This window comes from Plesiomonas sp. ZOR0011 (genome assembly GCF_000800945.1).
Taxonomy (GTDB): Bacteria; Pseudomonadota; Gammaproteobacteria; order Enterobacterales; family CAMTGL01; genus Plesiomonas; species Plesiomonas shigelloides.
In genome coordinates, this window is sequence record NZ_JRKB01000072.1 from 40,083 (window position 1) to 65,800 (window position 25,718).

A 25,718-nucleotide genomic window follows, 5' to 3' on the forward strand; every position below is an offset into this window, starting at 1 on the left:
GCGCTCAGTGAAACAGGAAATCCTGACCTTAAGGTCAGGATTTTTTTTGCCAACGTAACTGCTGCAAGTTGATCCCAAGAGGCAGATCACGGCGCAGCGTTGCCACTTGGCGGCACAGGTGTGCCATCTCGCCTTGGTCACTCAGCTTTTTGAGCAGCGCCGGTGAATGGTCGGTGGCCGCGAGTACAGCCTCGAGTGAGCCATAGCGGTTGAGCAGTGTAGCGGCAGTTTTGCCACCGATCCCCGCAACTCCGGGAATTTTACTGCTGCTAATACCGGCCAATCCCCAATAGTCGGGAAGCAGGGCCGGTGCCACGCCAAACTCTTGCTCAACAAAGGGCTGATCCAACCAGCGTTTTTGGAAGTAGTCGCGAATTTGCAAGGTAGGTGCCAGTAACTGGCAATAGCCTTTATCGGTGGATACGATGGTGGCTTGGTGCCCGCGGCTGCACACTTGCCATGCCAGCGTGGCGGCCAAATCATCGGCCTCATCATCTTGTGCGGTTAAACTGGCCACGCCCTGTTCGGCAAAGGCATCTTGAAACTGCGTTAATGCTGCCGCCAGATCGTCCGGCATGGCCGGTCGTCCCTCTTTGTAGCTGGGCAGCAGCTGGTGACGCCAGCCAGGTTCGCGCAGCGCGCTGTCAAACACCGCCACGGCATGCGTTGGCTGGGTGTGCTGCAACAGCTGCTCGAGCGCATTGCGGCTTTGGCTGATGCAGCGCGCCATATCCACTGGCTGTTCGGGCGAAGTCTTATGGCTTTCATGCACGGCATGAATGCGGCGGATAAGATTCAGGGCATCCACCACCAGTAAATGAATCGTCATCGGTTAAACCCATCTCAGGTTAGCCTGACGCTACCGATACCCTTTCTACTTGAAGCAGCCGCGGTGTTGGCGATGTTCGTTCACCCCAATCACAGCGTTTACTTATGCGTATGGGAATTCACTTATGTGCCACCTACCTGCAACTCCACGTTGTTTGGGTATATTTCCCTGTTGATAAGCGTTGCTCTGCTAGCAGGGAAAAGAGAGCGGTTGGTCAGGTTAATCAAAAACATGGCAGCCGTGAGGCTGTCGTCATCCGTTGATGGTACTTGAGCGCGGCATGGTAGCGCAAATAAGGCAGGGAAAAGGATAGGGCCAGATAACGGCGAATAACCGCAGGTGGGGGATAAAAAACGTAGCGCATCGTGAAAGATGACGCTGCGTTTATCCGTTGTGCGGCAATGATAGCGATATAGGGAAAACCCCGTAGAGCGCGACACCGACCAGCGGCGCGCGGCTAACGGTTATTTCAATATTTCATAGCAAGGCACGTAGGCGCTGCCCGGCAGTTTCATCCGGTGCTGGTGGACAAAACTTTCCAGCAATTGATCCATATCCTGCATCAGTTGCTTATCACCATCTATCTGATACGGGCCGTATTTTTCGATGGCTTGGATACCCTTATCTTTCACGTTACCGGCCACAATACCGGAGAACGCGCGGCGAAGATCTGCGGCCAGTTCGGCGGCCGGTTGTGCCAGATGCAGATTCAGTTGACGCATATTCTCATGGCTCGGTTCAAACGGCTGCTGGAATGCATCATCAATTTTCAGTGACCAGTTGAAGCTGTAAGCATCGCCCGTTTGCATGCGGTGTTCTTTCACCGCCGGCATGCCTTCTTTCATGATTTGCGCCACTTTCACCGGATTATCGACCACGATTTGGTAACGCGCTTGCGCCTCAGAGCCCAAGGTTTTGCCAATGAAGGCATCCAAGGTGCGAAAATAGGCTTCGCTCTGTTTCGGGCCGGTGAGCACAATCGGCATTGGCTGCTCGCGGTTATCTGGATGCAACATGATGCCGAGGATATACAGCAGCTCTTCAGCCGTACCGACGCCGCCCGGGAAGATGATGATGCCGTGGCCCATACGCACAAAGGCTTCCAAACGCTTTTCGATATCCGGCAGGATCACCAGCTCGGTCACCAGTGGGTTAGGCGGCTCAGCGGCAATAATCGACGGCTCGGTAATGCCTAAGAAGCGGCCGGTTTTGATGCGCTGTTTGGCATGCCCAACCGCGGCGCCTTTCATCGGCGCTTCCATCGCGCCAGGGCCACAGCCGGTGCAAATATTCAGGTCACGCAAGCCAAGCTCATGGCCGACCATACGGGCGTACTGGTATTCGCCTTCATTGATTGAGTGGCCGCCCCAGCACACCACCATGTTCGGGTATTCGCCAGTGTGCAACACCTTGGCGTTACGCAGCAAAGCGAACACCAGATTGGTGATATGCACCGAGTCTTTTTGCAGCTGTTGTTGCAGGTGGGGCATCGCGGCCAGCTGGCCGTTCACAAACAGAATATCGCGCAGCACCGCAAACAGGTGTTCGTGCAGGCCGCGGATAATTTTACCGTCGACAAACGCGGTTTCCGGCGGATTGATCAATTCGAGTTTAACGCCGCGCTCACGGCGCACCACGTTGATGTCAAAACTGCTGTGTTTGGCCAGAAGCTCCTTGCTGTTATCGGTCTGGCTACCCGAGTTCAGTACTGCGAGGGAGCAGTTACGAAACAGTTGATACAGCTCGCTGGACGCGGTGCGTTTGAGCATGTCCACTTCGAGCTGGGAAAGTTGATCCATCGTACCGATGGGATTGAGGTGAGTAATCAAGAATGCCTCCTTTCAATTGAAAACGACAGCAACCTGATAGTGAGGCGTATTCACTTTACATGTTGTGTACGGCAACCTAAGCGAGATTGCCGTACCGACACGTTAGCCTGCGCGGCCGGTGATGCCAACTCTCAATGTATGAAGATTTGATTTCGGCCGTTGTTTTTCGCGTGGTACAACGCCTTATCCGCTCGTTCTTGCCAAGTGCTGATGGTGTCACCACTTTGTAACTCACTGGCGCCGAGCGACACTGTGATGGAGACTTTGTCTGCGTGGAACTTAAATGGTAACTGGCTGATTTTCTCGCGGATCTCTTCGAGCTTGATACTCAGTTCGTCCGGCGACATATCCGAGATCAGCAAGGCAAACTCTTCACCACCGAAACGGGCGATAAAGTCAGTTTCGCGCAGCGATTGTTGAATGGCGCGCGCAATGATTTTTAACGCTTTATCGCCGGCCAGATGCCCATAAGTATCGTTCAGATCTTTAAAGCGGTCGATATCCACCATGACAAACCACAGCGGCTGCTGATAGCGCTGCCAGCGTTTGTACTCCAAATCCAAACGCTCTTGCAGCGCAGCTCGGTTGTACACTTTGGTCAGATGATCGAGGAATAGCCGGTGCTGTTGATCGAGCAAGCGATTACGGTAATCAGTGGTCTGCTCGATGATGGCGCACAGGCGTCCTTCGTTGCTTTGTGAACGTTCGATGGAGCTGTACATCTGCTGACACAAGCGATGGTGACGCTCGGTAATACTGCGCAGTTGCTGTAAGGCAAATTGCACCTGTTCACCGGAGAGATTCGGTGCGCGCTCTAGCAATTGCAGGGTGTCTTGCATCTCGCGGTTCAAGCCTTGCATCCCTTTGTGGTCGCTGTAGGCCGATTCCATCGATTTATTCATGCTTTGATGCAAGGCGCTTAAATCATCGTTCAGTGCCGCCAGAAAACGGCGTGATAAACGCCGCTCAGTGCGGGTGCCTTGCAAAATTAGCTCGATGATTTCAAAGCTGTAGTGCACCAATTGCTGCACGCTGGTGCCAATCAGCAGCTGATTGCGGATCTCGAGCAGACGCTCACCGGCATCAGAGTCAAAATCCAGTTCGGAGATCAGGTGTTGCAGCTCATCAGACATTTTTTGCAGCGTGTCTTGCTGCAGCGCTGCTGGCGCTGGGCGCGCATCTTGCTGATCGCCTAATGAGGCCAGCAACCGGATAGCACGCTCGGAGAGACTCAAGATCCGCTCGATGCGATCAATTTGCTCCGGGTTTTGCTGGCGATCGAGCAGCATCACCACATCTTGGCGCAGCTGTGGTGGCAAAGCGGCAGTGGCTTTCAGACATTCGGCGGTATGCAGTACCGCTTCATTGATGCGTTTGTTATGGGTCAGACGCTGCTGGCTGTATTTAAATGCCAGACGCTCCAGCAGAGCCAGACGGGGGATCATCAACGAGGTGTCTTTGGTGCGATCAAGATCGATTCGGATGTCGGTCAACAAGCGATCCAGCTCGCTGTCCGATCCTTCCAGTGATTGCGCCAGTCGGCCCAATACCCGACGTAACAATTCACTTTCCCGCATGCTTTTGCGTGACAGTTGCTGATAGTGATCCTGAATTTGAGCCAGTTGCCGGTGTAAATCAGTCATGCTATCCATCGCCTGAGCCTGCGGAGTTTGAGTCATAGATTTAGCCTGTTAATGTTGACAGAATATACCGCTAATTCACCGCATTGACTATTCACCCACTGTGGCCAGCCTCGCAGGAGTGTGAGCTGGCGACGAGTATTGTGCCAGTAAGGTGACCCAGTCGACCGGATTGGGGGTATCGGAATGGGCAACTTTAATCAGCCCGCGCCGGATAGCGTCCAGACAGGCAACATACAGATCCCCCTGGAAACACGCCGGTGTGGCGGTCGGGATCGGTAACAACATCACCCAATGGTTCTGGTCATATTGCTGATTAAGTTGTGCGGCTGCGGTTTGCGCCAATTGTAACACGTTAAGCAATTCTGGTAACTGTACGCCACTGATTGCCCGTGGCAGCAGTGGGTAGTGGCAGGCACCAATACTGATTTGTCCGGCCGGCGCTTTGTACTGCGGGAATTGCTCGCAGGTGCGCAACAGGTACTCGGCAAACTCTTCCGGTGACGGGCTCACATCACCCGGCTCGACATATAAAAAGCCACTGTCATTCAGATGGAACAGCTGCCCACGGCTGCCTAAGGTTGCTTGCAGGTAGTCCCCAAGCTCGCCTTCGAGTTTCACAATGGCTTGATAACTGAAATCAGGTCGTAACCGTAGTTCAGTTAACCAATTTAGGCGGATCAGCGCCACTTTCAGGCGTAAATCTTTAAACGGGTTGTCGTCCAACACGTTGGTCTGTTCGCCTGTGATTGCTTGTTCGCACAAGCGCACCGTGCCTTGTAAGTAGCCCGGTAGCGTGGCATTGAGCTTGCGCTGATTGGCCAAGTGAGTACGGGGATGACTAAAACCGATTTTGCGGTTACGGCTCAGAGCGCCACGATAAGCGGAAGTGACAATCATGAAGTAACACATGGCTACAACCGCCACTAATATGGCACAGAGCAGTAATTGATTAAGTTTGCGGCCACGTGAATATTGCCGCTCCAGTGACTGGTAGCTGGCTTGTAATTCATGATTGGTATTAATTTTGTCAATCAACTGCTCATGCTGTAGCAGGGTTTCGGCATTGAACTCGACTTGTTGCGAACGAATCTGCTCGAGTAATTTAACTTTATCCTGTAAATACGCATTTTCCTGATTACGGTTACCTATTTTCTGATAACCTTGAATTAATAATGAATATGCATATTTGCGCAAGCTCAGATCATCGGGTGGTGTTTCTTTTAACCCCTCATTGATGACACTTAATGCCGGTTTTATTTTATCGCTACGCAGTAAATATTCGCCTTTTAATAGCAAATAGACTGGGTGTAGCAATGGGCCCGCTTTTTTATCTGCGCTAATGATGTTATCAACCTGATCGATATATTCTTTGGCTTTTTCTAACTCGTTTAGCTGTAAATAAACAAACGCCGTGCCGAGTTTAATATCAATCAACTTTCCTGGATTGGGGGCTGTATTGGCCAAATCAATGGCATTAAGGTAATTGACCAGCGCCAAATTAGGGCGATCTTCATAACTGTGGATATGACCAATCAGCTTTAATGCACTCACAAGGCTGCTTTTTTCACCCACTTTTTCATAAAATCCCGCGGCGCGCGAGGCATAGTTCAAGGCCAGTGAGTAGCCGCCATACGTGACATAGAAGTTAGCCAGTTGCAATTGGGCATCGGCCACCAAATCGTCTTCTCGATGCGCGATGGCGAGGCCCATCGCGGTCATTAATGCTTCTTGTGTGGCATTGCGATGTTGCAACAGAGTATTTAGACGACTTTCTGCCAAGTAATATTCAATTTTTAAGCGCGGTTCACTGACTTTATTCAGTAGCGCGTGCGCATCGTGCAGATATGCCTGAATTTGTGGAATGCTGCCTTTTTGGTGTGAAGGCGAGAGCGTATCGAGGTAAATCGATGCCATCAGCAGCTGATATTGCACCTGCACACTGGCAGATAAGTGCGTTAAATTTTGCGTTAGGTTGGATTGCGCCAGTGTCTGTAACGCAGTTTGGGGATTACCGGTTTGTAACCAAAGATACTGCGCCTTGAGCAATGTGGCTTTGGCTTGGATATGCGAGTTATTGAGGTTCTTCGCCAGTTGCATCAGGTAATCTAGCGTTTTTAAGGCGCCGCGGTGATTTCCGGTTTTGTTTTGTGCTTGGCTTTTTAGCAACAGCGCTTGAAGCATATTTTCGCGGCTTTGTTGCAGGTATTGTAGGCTCAGGTTACGCACCGAATTACTGGCGGTCAGGCCGCGATCAGGCTTCTCAATGTACGCATTGAGTTTTTCCAGCGCCAGCGCTGGGTCTGTTTTTAACAGTTCTTCTGCCTGAACTAATTCCGGCGTCGGCTCATACGTTGATAAATCATCAAGGGATATGGCATAGCTACCGGTAGAAAAAAAAGAGAACAACAGAAGAAAAAAAACACGCCACATCGCAAATATCTTAGTTATTTGTTAAGAGTAAATTGATTTTTTTATTGGCTAAAATAATTATTCTTAGTGTAACGGATGCGGTATCTGAAACCAAGCATACCGCATCGTGAACGATCACATTACTGACGCGCCAAACGGCGGTTTTGCGCCGGCATCGCTTCCCAATCAGAGCGGAACGGATTGATATCCAGTCCACCACGGCGGGTGTAGCGTGCAAACACGGTCAGTTTTTCAGGCGCGCAAAAACGTTTGAGATCGGTAAAGATCCGCTCAACGCACTGCTCATGAAACTCATTATGGCTACGGAACGAGATCAAATAGCGGAGCAGGGCTTCGCGATTAATCTGCGGGCCGCGATAATGAATGCTGACAGAGCCCCAATCCGGCTGACGGGTGATCAGGCAGTTAGATTTAAGCAAATGGCTGACCAGTGTTTCTTCAACCACGGGCATTGGCTCACCGTTGGCTTGGCTGGCAGCACCTTGCAGATAATCGGCATTGAAATGGTAGTCATCAATGACGATATCCTGCTCATCAATACATTCGCCAGGGAAATCGGCAATCGCTTGACCTGGATAGGCATCCACGCGGTGCAGCAGCACTTTTACGTCACCCTCAGCGCACTGGCTCAGATCGCGTTGTAAGGTGGCCGCCACGCTTTCCCAATCGGCAAAACGAGTCTGGTTAAAGCTGTTCAGGTACAGCTTAAAGCTTTTCGACTCCACCAGATTGCGGCTGGTGGCCGGAATATACACATCGCCGATGGCCACTTGTGGCACACCGTTATTGTTCAGCCATGACAATTCATACAACGTCCACAGATCGGCACCCGAAAAAGGCAACGAGCCGGTCAGCTGCAGGTCGTCGCGATTGAGCGCTCGCGGTACCGGTTGCAGCAACTGCGGGTTGTATTGATCACAGTAGTCCGTGGATTTTCCCAGCGTTAATCCCTGCAGCGCCGGATCATTGTGGTATTTGGTCATGATTTCTGCTCAGTGTCGGTTACAATATCTGGCAGTTTACCCCAAATTCTGAGTAAGACGATGCGAGATCAAGTGCAACAGCAAGTGATAGATGCCCTGCAACAGTTAAATCTGCGCTATGAGCAGTGTTGGCAGAATAACATGCAAACGCTGCCGCAGAGTGTCAGTTTGTGCGATATTTCATCACCTTGTGTGGTGTCTCAGGATAGTGAGCGGGTGTATTGGCAACCACAACCGCGTTGTCAGGACATCAACTTACAGGCCGTCGAACAGGCACTTGATATTCAAATTCGAGAGGATATCCACGCCTATTTCAGCGCCCAGTTTGCCGCCGATATGGCCGTGAACTGGCAGAATCATGCCCTGATTTTGTTGCAGGTCTGGAACGAAGAGGATTGGTCTCGTTTACAGGAAAATCTGATTGGGCATCTGGTGGCACAGCGTCAGCGAAAATGCACGCCAACCTTATTTGTTGCGCTGACCGATGATGATAACCAGATAGTGTCGGTCTGTAACCTCACTGGCGCGGTAGTTCTTGAGCGTCTGGGCAGTAGCGAGCACACGGTGCTGGCTGACAATCTGGTCGCCTTTTTGGGCGGTTTGCAGCCGCGTATCGCTGAGCTGTAAGTGCCTGATGGTTATGTCTAGAATCGAGAGCTAACCTGCTATGCGCAGCGGTTGGCGTGAGGTCGGTTGTTCCTAACGCCAACGTGCTGTTGTTTCCGCGTACGCTTATTGCGTATTTTGGGCTGACAGGAGCGTAGTTAACTGCGCTTGTAGCGTTGCAACCTGCTGCTCTAACTGGCTCACACGCTCCGTAAGTGTTGGCTCAGTTGTTGCTTCCGCAGGCGTAGCGAGCGGATTATGGCCGGCTTTATCGCGCGCCAGTACACTGACAATCACCGGCAGTGGGACTGGCTGGCTGAGACGGCTTTTCAGCAGGGCTACCGAAGGCTGTTTTCCCTCGGCTTTTAGTTGCTGTAATACTTGCTCCAGTTCGCGGCTTACATCATTCATCGCTTTTCCTTTCCTTATCTCGATCTCGCGTGCACGTCGCTCGTTCAGCCTTCTTTATATAACGCTTCTTTATGTAACGCTTCTTTATCTAACAAAAAAGCCCTTACCCCATCATCGTTAACCGCATCATCACGCGCATAGCGGTGGCATGGGTCTGAACGCGGCCAGTGTTGCTGCAAAACGTCAATCAACGTCTAGATCAAAATAGAGATTATGTCGATTTTAGCGTTTAGCAGTGTGTGCTCAATTTAGCGAATTGTGCCCATGGGGTTGACTTATTCTAAAACCGATTCAGCAGATTGCGATATTGGCCATATGTTTTGTAAGATATTTCCTACAGTAGTTGTGCGAGTTATGGAACGGGTTTTGACCGGTTACTGCGCTATGTAAAAAGCGTTTTTAATATAATTCAATTAGTTAATTTGTATGTTTTGCGTAGTAATCGAATACATCACACATAACTATTTGATATATCGCTTGTGAAAACTATGCAGAAAGGTAGTCTTAAGGGCGTCGGCAGGAAGCAAGCATAACGACAAGGATAACCACGGATGCGGTGGCTGTTTCAGGATGAAAGAGCCGGAATTCAGGATGAGTTCACGTGATCAGGATATCTCAAGGATGCTGCAGTAATGCAGATGCAACCGGTAAGGATGCGGGTTGGTTAAGGATGACAACGGACTTCTTCGGGATGAAGAATCAGGATGCGCCTCAGGATGAGGAAGTGGATACTTCAGGATGAAGTCAGGGACACCTCCAGGATGGAGAAGTGAGCCGGAATAAGGACAGTACGGCGACGCAAGGACGGTACAAGGACGATTGTCAGGACGACAAAAGGAGAGCTTCACGGATTGAAGAGCATAAAGGACAAGCCATAGGATATGGTGAGATTCACGGAGTGATGCAGGGAGCACACTTTGCAGCAGGATGGCTGTAGCAAGACCTGAGAGGGGTATCGTTTCGACGATACCCCTTTCTTCTTATATAAGTTTCTCATGCAAGTTTCTTATGTAAGGGATACTGAGGCTGTTCGTTGGCTTTTGCGATGTGGCTGGCATTCGCGGTGCGGCATTGACTGACGTGAGTACCGGTCTTTTTTTACGTCATAGCCAATTGCATTTTTATACATAAAGTTCACATCACCGCACGGCCCTTACGCTGGGCTGTGAGCAGAGGCGCATTGCCCCTCTTCAGTGCACTTCCTAGTTTGCGGATTGTTTTGCAACAACCGCCGTCAGTTTCGACATTTCTTGTTGTACAAATAGTGCACTTGTCACACAAAAAATCAGTAAATGCGGACAAAAGTCCTTGACAAGTTACCGGTAACGTAGTTTTGCTGCTTGCGATATCTCTGCTGAATTTGTGCGAGATATCCTACACGCGGTGTGGGATTATCCTCATTTGTGCTGTGCTTTTTATCGTTTGCTTTTTTATCTAATTTGTTTTTAATCATGCAGTTAAGATATTTATTCTCACGAAACATCCAGAAATGTTTGGCGCTGTAAGCGCACAGTGGATTGAGAAGAGAATAAAAGGGGATATGATTAATTCATCGAACGGATATCGATGTCTTCAGGAAGAAGACGTATGGCGGAGCCCATACAGGATTGGACACCCGAAGGATTCGGGCCTCGTTTACTGGATTGTAAACGTATCAGGATGATGCAGGACACATTTCAGGATGAAATGAGGATGCAGCCTCAGGACGAGGGAGCGGATGCTTTAAGGATAAAGCAAAGGACACCTCCAGGACGGAGATGGACGTCAGACAAGAAGTCTGACCGCATAGGGATGGCCAAGGAAGATAACCGGGAAGGTTAAAAGGACAGCTCCACGGATGCGGAGAACCCGAGAAGGACTCAGCCAACGGATTTGGCGGTATCACGGAATGATGCAGGGAGCACCGATTCGCAGCAGGATCAGCTGTAGCAAGACCAGGAAGGGGCACCATACGGTGCCCCTTTCTCTTTTCTCTCTTAATCTAATTCGCTTTATTCTCGACTTATTCTGCTCTGAGCTGCAGTTGTTGCTGTAATGCGGTTAACGCATCAATCAGCGCACGTGGCGCACTTTCGCTTTGTAGCATGGCAAAAATCTGGCTACGCAAAAATGGCTGGGTGATCACTTCTGGGTACAGACGACCAAACAGTGGCGATCCTGCTAACGCTTCCAGATACACCGGCAAGATCTGCGGATCGCTCAAGCGGTGGATCAAGCGCGCGGTTAGCACGATCAACCAGGCATTCACATCGGCTTGGCGTAATTGCTGTACGATAAAATCGCGGATCTCCGGTAGATCCGGCGCATAGGCCAATGCACGTAACAGCAATAGGCGGCTTTCAGTATCGGCCTCAGGGTTTTGATGCTGTAAGTGCTGGCGTTGTAATAAGACTTGCGCCATCTCGCGGCTAATATCACTTTGCTCCAAGCACAAACAGATCCCCTGCAAGGCTTGCTCGGGTGCGTGGGCTAAGGCTTGGCACAGCAAGGCATGGTTTTGCTCTTGACCACAGCGCACCACTACATCCGCTAACCCTTGTAACCCGACACCGTGCCAATTTTCCCATCCTGCCTTGCCACTGAGATAAAATTGCGCATGCTCATAATAGCGGGAGGCGGGTTGGTGCAAATCACGCGCTAGCAGCGCATGAAACATTGCCATCCGCTCAGGAGACGGTTGCCAGTGCTGCGGATGCTGCGCCAGTGCGTTTTTCTCCTCTTCGGTGTGCGGCTCGCGGCTGAGATCGGCTCCCAGGGTATTGAGCAGCAGGCGCGCAAAACGGGCGCACTCTTCCGGGATCAGCAGTCCGCGCTCATCTAAATTAATCTGTAAAAACCAGATGGACGGTTCACTTTCGCTGGGGCGTTGGCAGCACAGTGCCAAATGCGCTTGGCCGCGAAGCGGATAAGGATAAGGGCGCTGCTGATTCTCCAACACGCCGAAGGTAGCTAACGATAAAGGATACGGGCGACGGCCCAGATCGTAAAAACAGGCTTTTACCTGTGCGCGGGTGAGCAATTCTGTCAGGGCTGCAGTCATGGCGTCGTAGTCTTCGCGGGTTACGGTTGAGTCAGTAAACGTTAAATTATAGGGAGGTTCTGGGTTCAGTGGTATGCTTGGCCCCCATTTTTTACCGGAGGAAGGATTATGGAACGCGAGCAGCAAGTTCGTCAGTTGCTGGAGGATATCCGGCTGGTGATGATGGAATTGGCTTTGTGGCAGAAATTGCCGCCAGAGCCACAGGCTTTTCAGAGTGTCGAGCCGTTCAGTATCGATACTATGGAAGCACAGGAGTGGTTGCAGTGGGTCTTTTTACCGCGCATGCATGCGTTGTTGGACGCTGGCGCGGGGTTACCGACTCGCTTTTCGATCACCCCGTATTTTGAAGAGGCGCTCAAAGAGCAGGAGCAGATTAGCCGGTTGCTGGCGCCACTGCGTGCGCTGGATGAACTACTCAATCAGGAAACCTAATGCACGATTTTTCTTCTTGCCCGGCCTCTGGCCCAGATAGCGCGCTGTTGCCGTCAGAGTCGATTGAGGGCGCGTCCGATGCCGTGACCGAAAGCGCACCGGTACTGCCGGTGTTGTATCAGGATGAGCATATCATTGCCATCAACAAACCGGCCGGTTGGCTGGTGCACCGCAGCTGGCTTGACCGGCATGAAAAAGTGGTGGTGATGCAAACCGTGCGTGATCAGATTGGTCAGCATGTGTATACCGTGCACCGTCTGGATCGGCCAACTTCAGGCGTTTTGTTACTGGCGTTGTCCAGTGATGTGGCGCGTATCTTGAGTGGCATGTTCGAAACTCAGCAGATCAAGAAAACCTACCATGCGGTGGTGCGTGGCTATCTGACTGGGGAAGCGGAGTTGGATTATCCGTTGGTGGAAGAGCTGGACAAGATTGCCGATAAGTTTGCTAGTCAAGAGCGCACGGCGCAGCCGGCGGTTAGCCACTATCGCGGTTTGCAAACGGTCGAGATGCCGTATTCCGCTGGTCGTTACGCGACATCGCGCTACAGCTTGGTTGAGCTCCAGCCGAAAACTGGCCGTAAGCATCAGCTGCGTCGTCATATGAGCCATCTGCGTCATCCGATCATGGGCGATACCACCCATGGCGATCTTAAGCAAAATCGAGCGCTGAAAGAGCATTGTGGTGCCGGGCGCTTGATGTTGCATGCCAGCAGTTTGACCTTGCCACACCCGGTGACCGGTGAATTGCTGCAGATTAACGCGCCGTGGGACGACACCTGGCAGAGCCTGATGCAACAATTTGGCTGGCCTGCGCAAAATCCTGTGACATAACCGGCTTGCACAAAACCCCACCACACGCCAAGATGAGTTAACTTTCATAACCAAGGGAACTCTATGGCTAGGGTGGGGATCTTTGTTGGCACCGTGTATGGCAATGCACAACTGGTGGCTGACGAGGCCGAACGGATTTTGCGTACCGCAGGGCATGATGCCAATATCTATGAGGAAGGCTCGCTGGAAGACTGGCAGCAATACCTCGAGGCTGTGGTACTGGTGGTGACATCCACCACCGGACAAGGTGATTTACCAGATACTATTGCGCCATTATATCTGGCCATGCAAGAGCCGGGGCTGTGGCAGCCAAGCTTGCGCTATGGCGTGATCGCATTAGGTGATAGCAGCTATGAAACCTTCTGCGGCGCCGGACGCAAGTTCGATGCTCTGCTGCAAGAGCAAGGTGCACAGCGGGTAATGAACCGTCTGGAATTAGACGCCACCGAACATCCCGAGCCAGAATTATCTGCTCGCTTGTGGATTGAAGCTTTCTCTAGCGCGCTATAGCGTTTCATTCTGCATTTTCGGTTGTTTTTGCCGCTCGCGTGGCGGGCGGCAGTGACCCACTTCCATTACAGGCGGTTGTTTTTTCTACCTGCTGACTCGTTTAGTTAATCGATTTCCTGCAAAGAATCTGTAATTAGTCATATAAAACTGTGATCGCTAACACGTTATTCAGTCGGCGCTTGCCGTTTTAATGGCGACTCTGAGAAAATAGATCTCCGATTTCATTCTTCCGCCCTGCTAATCTCCAGGAGTAGAACATGCCTTCTCGCAAAGAACTTGCTAATGCCATCCGTGTACTGAGTATGGATGCAGTACAAAAAGCCAACTCTGGCCACCCAGGCGCCCCTATGGGGATGGCTGATATTGCCGAAGTTCTGTGGCGTGATTTTCTAAAGCACAACCCGAGCAACCCAGCTTGGGCTGATCGTGACCGTTTCGTGCTGTCTAACGGCCACGGCTCTATGCTGATTTACAGCCTGTTGCACCTGACCGGTTATGACCTGTCTATCGACGATCTGAAGCAATTCCGTCAGCTGCACTCTCGCACCCCAGGTCACCCTGAGTACGGTTATGCGCCAGGCGTAGAAACCACTACCGGTCCTCTGGGTCAGGGCATCACCAACGCCGTAGGTATGGCGATGGCTGAAAAAGCGTTGGCCGCGCAGTTTAACCGTCCTGGCCACGACATCGTTGACCACTTCACCTACTGTTTCCTGGGTGATGGCTGCCTGATGGAAGGTATTTCTCACGAAGCCTGCTCTCTGGCCGGTACTCTGGGTCTGGGCAAGCTGGTGGCGTTCTATGATGACAACGGTATTTCTATCGATGGTCACGTAGAAGGCTGGTTCACTGATGACACCGCCATGCGTTTCGAGTCTTACGGCTGGCACGTAGTGCGCGCGGTTGACGGTCACGATGCGGCAGCGATTAAAGCGGCAGTAGAAGAAGCGCAAGCGGTGACTGACAAGCCATCTCTGATCATCTGCAAAACCATCATCGGTTTTGGCTCACCGAACAAGTCTGGCTCCCACGATTGCCACGGTTCACCGCTGGGTGACAAAGAAATTGCTGCGGCACGCGAATTCCTGGGCTGGAAAGAAGCGCCGTTTGTTATTCCTGCAGACATCTACGCTGAGTGGGATGCCAAAGAGAAGGGCCAAGCACAAGAGCACAACTGGGATGCGAAATTTGCTGTGTACCGTGCTGCGTTCCCTGAACTGGCCGCTGAGTTTGAGCGCCGTGTAATCAAGGGCGAGCTGCCAGCAGATTGGGCGGAGAAATCTCAAGCCTTTATCGAGCATCTGCAAGCTAACCCAGCCAAGATTGCTAGCCGTAAAGCGTCACAAAACGCGCTGGAAGCGTTTGGTAAGCTGCTGCCAGAGTTCATGGGCGGCTCCGCTGACTTAGCGCCGTCTAACCTGACCATGTGGTCTGGCTCCAAGTCACTGACTGGCGCTGACATGGGCGGTAACTACATCCATTACGGTGTGCGTGAATTTGGTATGTCCGCCATCATGAACGGTATCGCTCTGCACGGTGGTTTCATTCCATACGGCGCGACTTTCCTGATGTTCATGGAATATGCCCGTAACGCACTGCGTATGGCAGCCCTGATGAAGCAGCGTTCTATCTTCGTTTACACCCACGACTCTATCGGTCTGGGCGAAGATGGTCCAACTCACCAGCCGGTTGAGCAGATCGCTTCTCTGCGCCTGACGCCAAACATGAGCACATGGCGTCCATGTGACCAAGTTGAGTCTGCGGTAGCGTGGAAATACGCGATTGAGCGTCAAGATGGTCCATCATCACTGATCTTCTCGCGTCAGAACCTGACTCAGATGGATCGCAGCAGCGAGCAGCTGGCTAACATCGCACGCGGTGGTTATGTGCTGAAAGATTGCGCAGGTACGCCTGAGCTGATCTTCATCGCTACTGGCTCCGAAGTTGAGCTGGCCATGCAAGCGGCTGAACAGCTGACTGCCGAAGGCCGTCAGGTACGTGTCGTGTCTATGCCGGCTACTGACGTATTCGACAAGCAAGACGCCGCTTACCGTGAGTCTGTACTGCCTGCGGCAGTAACCGCGCGTGTTGCGGTAGAAGCAGGTATCGCTGACTTCTGGTACAAGTATGTGGGCTTCGGTGGCCGTATCGTGGGTATGACTACCTTTGGTGAGTCTGCACCGGCAGAGCTGCTGTTCAAAGAGTTCGGCTTCACCGTCGAAAACGTGGTAGCTAAAGCAAAAGAAATTCTGTAATCCCGTTTTCTTATCGTTATTGCTTAACAGCACTGCATAAAAACAAAAAGCTGCCTACGGGCGGCTTTTTTTATATCGGTTTTTATATATCGGTTTTTTTATGTGGGTGATATGCGTTTTATATCCGTTATGGTTGAAAGGATGCGAGGGACAAGAGACAAGAACAAAAAGGCAAAGCGGGGGCAGTAAAAAAATGTCCGCCTGCTGGGTAAAATCATGGCAGATTGCCAGTCTAATCAATTTCATCAGACAATAGATCCCGCATACTCAAGGTTTTGCTTCCTGCCGGAAGACCTCTGTTTAAAGGACACCCCATAATTATGACTATCCGTGTGGCAATTAACGGCTTTGGCCGGATCGGACGTAGCGTTCTGCGCGCGCTGTACGAAAGTGGAAAACGCGAACAGATGCAGGTAGTGGCGATTAATGAACTCGCCGCACCGGAAGGGATCGCACATTTGTTGCAATACGATTCGACCCATGGACGATTTTCGCGTTCGGTTTGCATTGATGGCGAGACATTAGATGTAGATGGTGATACGATTCAGCTACTGCATATCCGCGAACTTGAACAACTGCCGTGGGCAGAATTGCAGGTGGATGTGGTGCTCGATTGTACCGGTAAATTTGGTAGTCGTGCCGATGGCGAAGCGCATTTGCGCGCCGGTGCTGGCAAGGTGCTGTTCTCGCATCCGGCGGATACCGATATCGATGCGACGGTCATTTATGGTGTGAACCATCAGTTGCTGAAAGCCAGCGACCGGATCGTCTCCAACGGCTCGTGTACCACTAACTGCATCGTGCCGATTATTAAAGTGCTGGATGAAACCTTCGGCATTGATTCGGGCACGGTAACCACCATTCACTCGGCGATGCATGATCAGCCGGTGATTGATGCATACCACAGTGACCTGCGTCGGACTCGCGCGGCGGGCCAGTCTATCATTCCGGTAGACACCAAACTGGCGCGCGGGATTGGTCGGATTTTTCCGAAATTTTCCGACAGGTTTGAAGCCATCGCTGTGCGGGTGCCCACAATAAACGTCACCGCGATGGATTTAAGTGTGACCTTGAGCACGGATGTGAAAGTTTGCAACGTAAACCACGCCCTCGCGCAGGCAGCGCAAGGGGTATTACGTGGTATAGTGGATTATACGGAAGCGCCGTTAGTCTCAATTGATTTTAACCACGACAGCCACAGCGCTATCGTGGACGGGACACAAACCCGGGTGAGCGGTACGCGTCTGGTGAAGACGCTGGTTTGGTGTGATAACGAATGGGGTTTTGCGAATCGCATGCTCGATACCACGCTGGCCATGGCTACAGCCCGGTGACTCGCGAAGAGTAAACGGAAACTGACTGATTGTTTAGGTGTCGGCCACGCACACGTTGATGGTCGGCATTGAAAATCTTCATGGAATTAAATAGAGGACTCACCATGTCTGTTATCAACATGACTGATCTGGATCTGGCTGGTAAACGCGTACTGATCCGTGCTGACCTGAACGTACCGGTAAAAGAAGGCAAAGTGACTTCTGATGCCCGTATCCGTGCTTCCCTGCCTACCATTGAACTGGCGCTGAAACAAGGCGCAGCAGTAATGGTGACCTCCCACCTGGGTCGTCCGACCGAAGGTGAGTACAACGAAGAATTCTCCCTGCTGCCAGTAGTTAACTACCTGAAAGACGTGCTGTCTGTACCAGTACGTCTGGCGAAAGACTACCTGGATGGCGTAGAAGTGGCTGCCGGTGAGCTGGTGGTACTGGAAAACGTTCGCTTTAACAAAGGCGAGAAGAAAGACGACGAAGCACTGTCTAAGAAATACGCTGCGCTGTGTGACGTGTTTGTGATGGATGCATTCGGTACTGCTCACCGTGCACAAGCGTCTACGCACGGTGTGGCTAAGTTTGCACCAATTGCTTGCTCCGGTCCGCTGCTGTCTGCTGAGCTGGATGCACTGGGTAAAGCAATGAAGAACCCTGCTCGTCCGATGGTTGCTATCGTGGGTGGTTCTAAAGTGTCTACCAAACTGACTGTGCTGGAGTCTCTGTCGACTATCGCCGATCAGCTGGTGGTAGGTGGCGGTATCGCTAACACCTTCATCGCTGCAGCGGGCCACAATGTGGGCAAATCCCTGTGCGAAAACGATCTGATTGACACCGCTAAAGCACTGGCCGCTCAGTGTGATATCCCAGTGACCACTGACGTAGTGGTGGGTAAAGAGTTCTCTGAATCAACCCCAGCGACCATCAAAGCGGTTGCTGAAGTGTCTGATGATGACATGATTTTCGACATCGGCCCTGATTCAGCAAAAGTGCTGGCTGACATCATCATGAACGCGAAGACCATTTTGTGGAACGGTCCAGTTGGCGTGTTTGAATTTGATCAGTTCGCTAAAGGTACTGAAGTGATCGCTAAAGCGATTGCTGAATCTCCAGCGTTCTCTATCGCTGGCGGTGGTGACACCCTGGCCGCTATCGACAAGTTCGGTATCGCAGACAAAGTTTCCTACATCTCTACTGGCGGCGGCGCTTTCCTGGAATTCGTGGAAGGTAAAGTACTGCCAGCGGTTGCGATGCTGGAAGCGCGCGCAAAAGCGTAATTTAATCTGAAGCCGGGGCGAGTCTCCGGCTTCTATTCTTCAGGCGTGCCGCTGGTATCCCTCAGACAACCTTGTTTGTTTTGAGCGCGATAGCAAGCACATCAGGTACGCCGGTTTTCTGTTTAACGGCAGGTTTGGCCATCGGGCAAGCAACATCGGTTATACTGCTATGTAATCGGTTGCGTATGGAAAGAAACACGGCGCGTGCCGCTTCTTTCTCGGCTTTAGGCTGGCATTGCCGGGGTAGCGCCGCCGTGTTGGCGGTCAAAACCGACAGAGTAAAACTTTTTTCTACAATCACGGCTGACGAAACAGGACTAGGAACATGTCTAAGATTTTTGATTTCGTAAAACCAGGCGTTATCACCGGTGATGACGTTCAGAAAGTGTTTGAAGTGGCAAAAGCCAACAACTTTGCGCTGCCTGCGGTAAACGTAGTCGGTACTGACTCTGTGAACGCGGTACTGGAAGCGGCGGCGAAAGTTCGTGCGCCAGTGATTGTTCAGTTCTCTAACGGTGGTGCGCAGTTCTTCGCCGGTAAAGGTCTGAAACTGGAAGGTCAACAAGCCGCCATTCTGGGTGCGGTATCTGGTGCTAAGCACGTTCACGCAGTGGCTGAAGCTTACGGCGTGCCTGTGATCCTGCACACTGACCACGCAGCGAAGAAACTGCTGCCATGGATCGACGGCCTGCTGGCTGCCGGTGAGAAGCACTTTGCTGAAACTGGCAAACCACTGTTCTCTTCTCACATGCTGGATCTGTCGGAAGAGTCTCTGGAAGAAAACATCGACATCTGCTGCGAGTACCTGACTCGTATGGCGAAGATGAACATGACTCTGGAGCTGGAACTGGGTTGCACCGGTGGTGAAGAAGATGGCGTAGATAACAGCCATCTGGACCAGTCTTCCCTGTACACTCAGCCAGAAGACGTAGCTTACGCTTACGAGCGTCTGAGCAAAATCAGCCCACGTTTCACTATCGCGGCATCTTTCGGTAACGTACACGGTGTGTACAAGCCAGGTAACGTGAAACTGACTCCATCCATTCTGGATGCTTCTCAGAAGTACGTTTCCGAGAAATTCGGTCTGCCAGCTAAGTCTCTGAACTTCGTATTCCACGGTGGTTCAGGCTCTACTGCAGAAGAAATCTCCGAGTCTATCAGCTACGGTGTGGTGAAGATGAACATCGACACCGATACCCAGTGGGCGACTTGGGAAGGCGTTCTGGAGTACTACAAGAAGAACGAAGCGTATCTGCAAGGCCAGCTGGGTAACCCAGAAGGCGCGGATAAGCCGAACAAAAAATACTATGACCCACGTGTATGGCTGCGTTCTGCGCAAACCAGCATGATTGCGCGTCTGGAAAAAGCATTCAAAGAACTGAACGCGATTGATGTTCTGTAATCTGATTTAATATCAGTGATATATTCTAACCTCAGCAGAAATGCTGGGGTTATTTTTTACGCAAAGATAAAAACCTGTCAGCATTAATCTGCATATCTGTATTTCCCCCGTGCATTATTTGCGATACTATTCGCCCGCATTGCAGCTGTAATATTCACCATTTTTTAAAACAGTGACATTATTATTCTTGGTGCAATAGGCTGTATTTTTTCTTTATTTCTTCTTCCGCTTGATATGCAAAGCGAATAGTAAAATGGTAAGGCAAATTCATGAAAAATATTGACCCGTCCGTTCTTAAGCCGCTTGATGTGGTGGACAGTATTCAGCATGCCAGTAGTTGGGTTGTTGATAATCAGGCATTACTGATCCAGTACGCTGTGAATCTGGTTGCGGCATTCCTGATTTTTATTTTCGGTTGGTTAGTGGCGCGCATTGTTTCTAATGGCGTGCATAACTTGATGGAGAAAAAAGGCCTGGATCGCGCGGTCAGCCATTTTGTGCGCTCTTTGGTGCGTTACTCCATTATTATCTTCACCTTGGTGGCGGCATTAGGTCGCGTCGGGGTACAGACATCGTCAGTGATTGCGGTGATCGGTGCGGCGAGCTTGGCAGTGGGCTTGGCGCTGCAAGGCTCCCTGTCTAACTTCGCGGCGGGTGTGCTGATTGTCGGCTTCCGTCCGTTCCGCGCCGGTGACGTGGTGGATTTGGGCGGCGTGAGCGGTACCGTTGAGAGCGTACAGATTTTCTCTACCGTGCTGTGCACGGCAGACCGCAAAACCGTGATTATCCCGAATGCCAGCATCATGAGCGGTCGCATTATCAACTTCTCTTTGGAAGAGAAGCGCCGTATTGATCTGGTGATCAGCGTAGGCTACGAAGCCGATATCGATCAGGTAAAAGCGGTGCTGACTGAGGTGGTAAAAGCCGACTCTCGCGTGCTGGCCGATATGGATTGCACTATTCGTCTGATGACTATGGGTGCGTCATCACTGGATTTTGTGGTGCGTCCGTGGGTGAAAAATGCCGATTATTGGGCGGTGTATTTTGACCTGATGGAGAATATTAAAAAGGCGCTGGATGCCAACAAAATTAATATTCCGTATCCGCAGATGGATGTCCATATGCGTACCGTTAGTAACGATCAATAATCGCTGAGCGAATAAGCACTAATACGCGATTGTCTGATGGAAAATAATCACTGGGTGAAACTAATTTAAGTTTTACCCAGTGCGTAAAATACCGGCTGAGATTGAATAAATAGGCGCTATTGATAGCGTTGTAATAATTCATGCTAGGTGGGTATTTTGCCTCGACACTTTCGATATTCTCGCTGTTTTTGAAACGGTAGCGTTTAACCTGATAACGCGTCGAGTGTTTGAGTGTGCGAGTGCGATGATGAATCAGAATATAAAGCGCCGTTAGGCGCTTTTTTTCTGGGCCAATGTTGGTTTAACACAAGGCGAGTGATGATAGAAAATGCGGCGTCATTGTCGCTAAGCGGCCTAGTCCGTAGCAGGTTATTTCTGGTTACATTAAAAATGGAATAGGGCTGTTTTTTTGCAGTCTAATCAGCACAGTATGAGCTCTAGATAAATGCGGTTGTTCACGTGTTATGGCGCAGAGCTTAGGCTTAGGTACACATGAAAACGCATGAGATCCTAGGTACAGGGTGCATGGGTATACACTCATGGATAAAAACGGTATGAATAACAGCGCCAGCGTGAACCATCCCAAACAGGCGATAGCAAGGAGTCTGATGTGAATCTGAAAGCATTAACCATCGCAGTAGTGTTGGCCATGGCGCCAGCAGTGAGCATGGCGGCCGAGTTACCTGAACTGCCAACTTTGGCCACTGTCGGGTATGGCGTGATTGATGCCAAGCCGAATATGGCAACGCTGTCTATTGAGGTCAACCAAACCGCGTCCACCGCCGCCAAAGCCAAGGCGCTGGCGGATGAGAAAGTGGCGGCCTACTTTAGCTTCCTGGAGAAAAATGGAGTAGCGACCAAAGACATCAATGCGGCCAATTTGCAGACTCAGCCTGAATATGAGTACGTCAAAGATCAGAGCCCGAAAATCATCGGTTACCGCGCTATCCGTAACGTGGAAGTCAAGTTGATGGACTTGAGCAAGCTGAACACCCTGATGGACGGCGCACTGAAAGCGGGCCTCAATGACATTCAGGGCATTCAGATGGGCGTATCTGATCCGGCGGCGTACCAGCAGCAAGCGCGTGAAGCGGCGATTAAAGATGCCCAGAGCAAAGCCAAATCAGTAGCCAGTGGTTTTGGCGTGAAGTTGGGGGAAGTGTATCGCATTCGCTATGACACCAATCCGCAGCCGCGTCCAATGCCTCCGATGCTACGTATGGCAGCCTTTGCTGCGCCAGATAACGCTAAAGTGAACGAAACTTATCAGCAGCAAAACCTGCACTTTACCGATCAGGTGGATGTGGTTTACACGCTGAACAAATAAGCCGGTATCGGCTGACATTGTGTAAAAGCAGGCGCCGTTTGGCGCCTGTTGTGTTTATGCAGCTTTGTTCTGGTAACGTGATGTCATTGAATGGCGTGGGTCGAGCGAGTGTAAAAGCGCCAGTAAAGCGCACTTCCCAGTGGAGGCAGGTTCGCCGATTAAGAGAAGCAAGCAGGGGGCGGCGGATGACGGTATAATTGCCGCACACCCATTCTCGGAGGATAGCGGGATGACACAAGACGAATTGAAAAAAGCAGTTGGCTGGGCGGCACTTGATTATGTGCAGCCGGGCAGTATTGTCGGGGTAGGTACAGGATCCACCGTAAACCACTTTATCGATGCGCTCGGTACTATGAGCGATAAGATCAAAGGGGCGGTATCCAGCTCGGAAGCCTCTACAGCGCGTTTGCGTGCGCTCGGCATTGAAGTGTTCGATGCCAACGAAGTGGGCTCACTGGATGTGTACGTGGATGGCGCGGATGAAATCAACCCGTACATGCAGATGATCAAAGGCGGCGGCGCAGCGCTGACGCGTGAGAAGATTGTGGCTGCCATTGCTAAGCAGTTTGTTTGTATCGTGGATGCGAGCAAGCAGGTGGATGTGCTGGGTGAGTTCCCACTGCCGGTGGAAGTGATCCCGATGGCGCGTTCGTATGTGGCGCGTCAGTTGGTGAAGCTGGGCGGTAATCCAGTGTACCGTCAGGGCGTGAAGACTGATAACGGCAACGTGATCTTGGATGTGCATGGCTTGTCGATTGTCGATCCGAAAGGCTTGGAAAACCAGATTAACAACATCGTGGGTGTGGTGACCGTGGGTCTATTTGCACAGCGCGGTGCCGATGTAGTGCTGGTGGGCTCCGCCGATGGCGTGAAAACCCTGAAAGACTAAGCGCGGTCGCGTTTAGCGTGGCTGGCGCAGGCTGATGAGGTGGCGCCGGTCGATAAGGCATTGTTTTTTGTCGTGCTATTTTTCGGTAGCCGAGCAAAGAGCAATGCCTTTTTGTTTGTCTCTAAATCCCTCTTAAATCCGTGGTTATTTTTCTACCACAATGGATGAAATGTGTACTTACTCCTGTGGAATTTTTCTGTTATGTTGATTTTAAGATTGTGCGGATGTGATTCAGCGCAAGAAAATCAACATTAAAGGAATGATGTAAGGACGTAAGTATGGCCAAGGTTTCACTGGAGAAGGACAAGATTAAATTCCTACTGCTGGAAGGGGTGCATCCAAAAGCGGTGGATTTATTGCGTTCGGCCGGTTATAGCAATATCGAATACCACAAAGGTGCGCTGGATACCGCGGCGTTGAAAGAGGCGATCCGCGATGCTCACTTTGTCGGACTGCGCTCGCGCACCCAACTGACTTCCGAGGTCATTGCGGCGGCTGAGAAATTGGTGGCAATCGGTTGCTTTTGCATCGGGACGAATCAAGTGGATTTAGTTGCCGCGCAAAAACGCGGGATCCCGGTATTCAACGCGCCATTCTCCAATACCCGTTCGGTTGCTGAAATGGTGCTGGGGGAGATCTTACTGCTGCTGCGTCGTATCCCAGAAGCCAATGCGCGTGCCCACCGTGGTGAGTGGAACAAGGCCGCCGATGGCTCTTATGAAGCGCGCGGCAAGAAGCTGGGGATCATCGGTTATGGGCATATCGGCACCCAGCTTGGTATTTTGGCCGAAGCGGTGGGGTTGAATGTCTTTTTCTACGATATCGAAACCAAGCTGCCGCTCGGTAATGCCACCCAAGTTTCTAGCTTAACTGACTTGCTGAACATGAGTGATGTGGTGTCACTGCATGTGCCGGAAACTCCGTCGACTAAAGAGATGATTGGCGCGGCGGAGCTGGCGTTCATGAAGCCGGGCTCGATTTTGATCAATGCGTCGCGCGGTACGGTGGTGGAAATTCCATCGCTGTGTAATGCGCTTGCTTCGCGTCATCTGGCGGGGGCGGCGATTGATGTGTTCCCCACTGAGCCGGCTACCAATAAAGATCCGTTTACCTCGCCACTGTGCGAGTTTGATAACGTGCTGCTGACGCCGCATATCGGCGGTTCAACCCAAGAAGCGCAGGAAAATATCGGGCTGGAAGTGGCCGGTAAATTTATCAAGTATTCGGATAACGGCTCAACCTTGTCGGCGGTGAACTTCCCTGAAGCGTCGTTGCCAGGGCATGGCAATGCCAGCCGTCTGCTACATATTCATGAAAACCGTCCGGGCATTTTGACCCAGATTAACCAGATTTTTGCCGAAGAAGGCGCCAATATCGCCGCGCAATACCTGCAAACCACGCCAGAGATTGGTTATGTGGTGATTGATGTGGAAACCGAGCAGGCGGAACGGGCGCTGCTGCGCATGAAGCAGATCCCGGGCACCATTCGCGCCCGAATTTTGTACTGATCCTCTCTCCCTGTTTTGCGCAGTCTTTGCGTATCTTTTCCCACCGGTCTTGTTTAAGGCCGGTTTTTTTATCTCTGCATTTGCTGTCGTTTTTCTTTCCGGTTAGTTGTTGCGCTTGCACAAAATAAAAGGCGTATATAATATGCATGTTAATAATGCATTTTAAATACCGTTTATGTCGTGCTCTGTGTTGGTGCGGTATTGCGCTGGCCGGTATGAGCAACGCGTGATGTGCGCGAGTCACCAGCCAAGTGCTAATTCAATACCCAAGTTCTAGTTCAATACCTAGATGCATCAATACACAAGAGCCAAGGCAACAGGAGGATATATGGATTGGCTGACTTGCCGCGTGGGCGAGCTCGTGGCGCAAGATTTTCGCGCGGCACATGTGTTTAGCCGTTTTGGCGTGGATTTTTGTGGTGGTGGTGGTCGCACCTTGGCGGCAGCGTGTGAGCGGGCGGGTGCCGAGCCACAGGCGGTGGTGGCAGAACTCAATGCGCTGACCGAACAAGGTAGCGCAGAAACGGTGTGGGCTGAACTCACGGATGATGCGCTGATCCAGCATATTGTGGATACCCACCATGCTTACATTCGCCGTACCGCGCCGCTGCTGTTGGAATACAGCGAGAAGATGGTGCGCGCTCACGGTGAGCGTTATCCGGAAATTCGTCCGTTGGCGGGATTTATCCGGGCGTTGATGGATGACTTAGTGCCGCATTTGATGAAAGAAGAGCAAATCTTGTTCCCGGCGATGCGAGATTTGAGTCAAGGTGTGGTGCGTGAAACCTGCTTTGGTCATATCGGTAACCCAATCCGCGCGATGGAGCATGAACATCAAGATGCCGGCCAAATCATGGCGCGTTTGCGGGAAATGACCCAAGGTTTTGTTCCACCAGAGTATGCGTGCACTACGTGGCGGGTGTGTTTGGCGACCTTGGCCGAGTTTGAGGCCGATTTGCACCAGCATATCCATCTGGAAAACAACATTCTGTTCCCACGCATGCTGGCGAAAGCGGCATAAGCTGCATAAATTGCAGGGCG

21 protein-coding genes are annotated in these 25,718 nt (G+C 51.4%); 13 read left to right on the top strand and 8 right to left on the bottom strand.

Annotated elements, in window-relative coordinates:
- Positions 1–34 precede the first annotated feature (34 nt).
- The 5 genes from xni to queF form a co-directional block, all read right to left on the bottom strand.
- Complete coding sequence (gene xni / locus L975_RS13020) at positions 35–829, bottom strand: flap endonuclease Xni (RefSeq protein ID WP_047708976.1); 795 nt, start codon at positions 827–829, stop codon at positions 35–37.
- A 464-nt stretch (positions 830–1,293) separates the two neighbouring features.
- Positions 1,294–2,658: a nucleotide 5'-monophosphate nucleosidase PpnN gene (ppnN, locus tag L975_RS13025; protein ID WP_010864420.1), complete on the bottom strand. Its 1,365-nt coding sequence runs from the start codon at positions 2,656–2,658 to the stop codon at positions 1,294–1,296.
- Between the two features lie 131 nt (positions 2,659–2,789).
- Positions 2,790–4,337 (bottom strand): diguanylate cyclase, encoded by a 1,548-nt coding sequence (locus L975_RS13030; protein WP_010864419.1) that lies wholly within the window; start codon positions 4,335–4,337, stop codon positions 2,790–2,792.
- Between the two features lie 51 nt (positions 4,338–4,388).
- A complete protein-coding gene (locus L975_RS13035; RefSeq protein WP_047708977.1) occupies positions 4,389–6,731 on the bottom strand; it encodes a lipopolysaccharide assembly protein LapB in 2,343 nt (780 codons plus the stop codon).
- 119 nt (positions 6,732–6,850) lie between these two features.
- Positions 6,851–7,714: an NADPH-dependent 7-cyano-7-deazaguanine reductase QueF gene (queF, locus tag L975_RS13040; RefSeq protein ID WP_047708978.1), complete on the bottom strand. Its 864-nt coding sequence runs from the start codon at positions 7,712–7,714 to the stop codon at positions 6,851–6,853.
- Between the two features lie 60 nt (positions 7,715–7,774).
- On the opposite strand from queF, the gene syd reads away from it, so the two are divergent.
- Positions 7,775–8,341 carry a SecY-interacting protein gene (syd, locus tag L975_RS13045; protein WP_052181470.1) on the top strand — a complete coding sequence of 189 codons (567 nt, stop codon included), beginning with the start codon at positions 7,775–7,777 and terminating at the stop codon, positions 8,339–8,341.
- Between the two features lie 105 nt (positions 8,342–8,446).
- Here the strand turns inward: syd and L975_RS13050 are convergent, their stop codons facing one another.
- Together L975_RS13050 and L975_RS13065 are read right to left on the bottom strand one after the other, a co-directional pair.
- Entirely contained in the window at positions 8,447–8,731 is a 285-nt protein-coding gene (locus L975_RS13050; RefSeq protein WP_047708979.1) for a hypothetical protein, read from the bottom strand.
- A 2,002-nt stretch (positions 8,732–10,733) separates the two neighbouring features.
- Entirely contained in the window at positions 10,734–11,771 is a 1,038-nt protein-coding gene (locus L975_RS13065; protein ID WP_047708982.1) for a DUF3549 family protein, read from the bottom strand.
- A 108-nt stretch (positions 11,772–11,879) separates the two neighbouring features.
- Here L975_RS13065 and L975_RS13070 point away from each other — a divergent pair, with 108 nt between their 5' ends.
- The 6 genes from L975_RS13070 to pgk all read left to right on the top strand — a co-directional run bounded on the left by L975_RS13070 (position 11,880) and on the right by pgk (position 18,403).
- The gene (locus tag L975_RS13070) at positions 11,880–12,203 is read left to right on the top strand and encodes a YqcC family protein (RefSeq protein WP_010864412.1); all 324 of its coding nucleotides are present in this window, start codon (positions 11,880–11,882) and stop codon (positions 12,201–12,203) included.
- Positions 12,203–13,036: a tRNA pseudouridine(65) synthase TruC gene (gene truC, locus L975_RS13075; protein WP_081995692.1), complete on the top strand. Its 834-nt coding sequence runs from the start codon at positions 12,203–12,205 to the stop codon at positions 13,034–13,036. Before L975_RS13070 ends, truC begins: the two co-directional genes overlap by 1 nt.
- Before the next feature lie 63 nt (positions 13,037–13,099).
- Entirely contained in the window at positions 13,100–13,546 is a 447-nt protein-coding gene (locus L975_RS13080) for a flavodoxin (protein ID WP_047708983.1), read from the top strand.
- 257 nt (positions 13,547–13,803) lie between these two features.
- Positions 13,804–15,801, top strand: a complete 1,998-nt coding sequence (gene tkt / locus L975_RS13085; RefSeq protein WP_047708984.1) for a transketolase — start codon at positions 13,804–13,806, stop codon at positions 15,799–15,801.
- Between the two features lie 320 nt (positions 15,802–16,121).
- On the top strand, positions 16,122–17,135 hold the full coding sequence (epd, locus tag L975_RS13090) for an erythrose-4-phosphate dehydrogenase (protein ID WP_010864408.1): 1,014 nt from the start codon (positions 16,122–16,124) through the stop codon (positions 17,133–17,135).
- Between the two features lie 104 nt (positions 17,136–17,239).
- Positions 17,240–18,403, top strand: a complete 1,164-nt coding sequence (pgk, locus tag L975_RS13095; protein WP_047708985.1) for a phosphoglycerate kinase — start codon at positions 17,240–17,242, stop codon at positions 18,401–18,403.
- Positions 18,404–18,464: 61 nt separating this feature from the next.
- Here pgk and L975_RS18215 read toward each other — a convergent pair whose 3' ends face one another.
- Complete coding sequence (locus L975_RS18215) at positions 18,465–18,704, bottom strand: hypothetical protein (RefSeq protein ID WP_156121216.1); 240 nt, start codon at positions 18,702–18,704, stop codon at positions 18,465–18,467.
- A gap of 24 nt (positions 18,705–18,728) precedes the next feature.
- On the opposite strand from L975_RS18215, the gene fbaA reads away from it, so the two are divergent.
- The 6 genes from fbaA to ric all read left to right on the top strand — a co-directional run bounded on the left by fbaA (position 18,729) and on the right by ric (position 25,698).
- Complete coding sequence (gene fbaA, locus L975_RS13100) at positions 18,729–19,805, top strand: class II fructose-bisphosphate aldolase (protein WP_010864406.1); 1,077 nt, start codon at positions 18,729–18,731, stop codon at positions 19,803–19,805.
- Between the two features lie 269 nt (positions 19,806–20,074).
- Positions 20,075–20,953 carry a small-conductance mechanosensitive channel MscS gene (gene mscS / locus L975_RS13105; RefSeq protein ID WP_010864405.1) on the top strand — a complete coding sequence of 293 codons (879 nt, stop codon included), beginning with the start codon at positions 20,075–20,077 and terminating at the stop codon, positions 20,951–20,953.
- A 610-nt stretch (positions 20,954–21,563) separates the two neighbouring features.
- Positions 21,564–22,280: an oxidative stress defense protein gene (locus L975_RS13110; protein WP_039045183.1), complete on the top strand. Its 717-nt coding sequence runs from the start codon at positions 21,564–21,566 to the stop codon at positions 22,278–22,280.
- Positions 22,281–22,509: 229 nt separating this feature from the next.
- Positions 22,510–23,169: a ribose-5-phosphate isomerase RpiA gene (rpiA, locus tag L975_RS13115; RefSeq protein ID WP_010864403.1), complete on the top strand. Its 660-nt coding sequence runs from the start codon at positions 22,510–22,512 to the stop codon at positions 23,167–23,169.
- Between the two features lie 278 nt (positions 23,170–23,447).
- Positions 23,448–24,677, top strand: a complete 1,230-nt coding sequence (gene serA / locus L975_RS13120) for a phosphoglycerate dehydrogenase (protein ID WP_010864402.1) — start codon at positions 23,448–23,450, stop codon at positions 24,675–24,677.
- A 328-nt stretch (positions 24,678–25,005) separates the two neighbouring features.
- Positions 25,006–25,698 (top strand): iron-sulfur cluster repair di-iron protein, encoded by a 693-nt coding sequence (ric, locus tag L975_RS13125; protein ID WP_047708986.1) that lies wholly within the window; start codon positions 25,006–25,008, stop codon positions 25,696–25,698.
- Positions 25,699–25,718 lie beyond the last annotated feature (20 nt).

Coding starts and splice junctions, on each gene's coding strand:
- xni (WP_047708976.1), bottom strand. CDS start 829: ATGACGATTCATTTACTGGTGGTGGATGCCCTGAATCTTATCCGCCGC.
- L975_RS13030 (WP_010864419.1), bottom strand. CDS start 4,337: ATGACTCAAACTCCGCAGGCTCAGGCGATGGATAGCATGACTGATTTA.
- L975_RS13035 (WP_047708977.1), bottom strand. CDS start 6,731: ATGTGGCGTGTTTTTTTTCTTCTGTTGTTCTCTTTTTTTTCTACCGGT.
- queF (WP_047708978.1), bottom strand. CDS start 7,714: ATGACCAAATACCACAATGATCCGGCGCTGCAGGGATTAACGCTGGGA.
- syd (WP_052181470.1), top strand. CDS start 7,775: ATGCGAGATCAAGTGCAACAGCAAGTGATAGATGCCCTGCAACAGTTA.
- L975_RS13050 (WP_047708979.1), bottom strand. CDS start 8,731: ATGAATGATGTAAGCCGCGAACTGGAGCAAGTATTACAGCAACTAAAA.
- L975_RS13065 (WP_047708982.1), bottom strand. CDS start 11,771: ATGACTGCAGCCCTGACAGAATTGCTCACCCGCGCACAGGTAAAAGCC.
- L975_RS13070 (WP_010864412.1), top strand. CDS start 11,880: ATGGAACGCGAGCAGCAAGTTCGTCAGTTGCTGGAGGATATCCGGCTG.
- truC (WP_081995692.1), top strand. CDS start 12,203: ATGCACGATTTTTCTTCTTGCCCGGCCTCTGGCCCAGATAGCGCGCTG.
- L975_RS13080 (WP_047708983.1), top strand. CDS start 13,100: ATGGCTAGGGTGGGGATCTTTGTTGGCACCGTGTATGGCAATGCACAA.
- tkt (WP_047708984.1), top strand. CDS start 13,804: ATGCCTTCTCGCAAAGAACTTGCTAATGCCATCCGTGTACTGAGTATG.
- epd (WP_010864408.1), top strand. CDS start 16,122: ATGACTATCCGTGTGGCAATTAACGGCTTTGGCCGGATCGGACGTAGC.
- pgk (WP_047708985.1), top strand. CDS start 17,240: ATGTCTGTTATCAACATGACTGATCTGGATCTGGCTGGTAAACGCGTA.
- fbaA (WP_010864406.1), top strand. CDS start 18,729: ATGTCTAAGATTTTTGATTTCGTAAAACCAGGCGTTATCACCGGTGAT.
- mscS (WP_010864405.1), top strand. CDS start 20,075: ATGAAAAATATTGACCCGTCCGTTCTTAAGCCGCTTGATGTGGTGGAC.
- rpiA (WP_010864403.1), top strand. CDS start 22,510: ATGACACAAGACGAATTGAAAAAAGCAGTTGGCTGGGCGGCACTTGAT.
- serA (WP_010864402.1), top strand. CDS start 23,448: ATGGCCAAGGTTTCACTGGAGAAGGACAAGATTAAATTCCTACTGCTG.
- ric (WP_047708986.1), top strand. CDS start 25,006: ATGGATTGGCTGACTTGCCGCGTGGGCGAGCTCGTGGCGCAAGATTTT.